Source organism: Stenotrophomonas maltophilia group sp. RNC7 (assembly GCF_030910085.1).
Taxonomy (GTDB): domain Bacteria; phylum Pseudomonadota; class Gammaproteobacteria; order Xanthomonadales; family Xanthomonadaceae; genus Stenotrophomonas; species Stenotrophomonas sepilia.
Window position 1 is genome coordinate 1 of the sequence record NZ_JAVFVN010000356.1, and the last position, 456, is coordinate 456.

At 66.2% G+C, this 456-nt stretch carries 1 protein-coding gene; it reads right to left on the reverse strand.

The genetic code is table 11. The annotated features are described in order from the left end of the window. Window positions 1–456, reverse strand: a 456-nt coding sequence (locus RCF13_RS05925) for a GTPase (protein ID WP_308140954.1), incomplete at both ends; no start/stop codon positions are given.

Consider the following 456-nt stretch of genomic DNA (forward strand, 5'->3'; position numbering starts at 1 on the left):
CGATGAAGCGCATCGGCCGGTCGGTCAGGGTGTCTTCCTCGAACATCGGCTCGCCTTCCGGCAGCCGCGCCGCGATTTCCTGCAGCAACTGGTCGAGCTGCTGGTTCTTGGTGGCGCTGACCGGCACCACGGCGCCAAACGGATGCAACGCCATGATCTTCGAGACGAAGGCGAACAGCTCATCGCGGTTCTTGAGCGCGTCGATCTTGCTGATCACCAGGATGGTGCGCTCCGGCGCAGGCAGCAGCGGCAGCAGCTTGGCGTCGCCCTCCGACCACTTGCCGGCCTCGACCACGTGCACCACCACGTCGACGTCGGCCAGCGCCTGCGTCACCACGCGGTTCATCATGCGGTTCATGGCGCCGCCATGGCGCGTCTGGAAGCCCGGCGTATCCACGAACACGAACTGTTCGTGGTCGCGCGTCAGCACCCCGTGGATGCGGTGGCGCGTGGTCT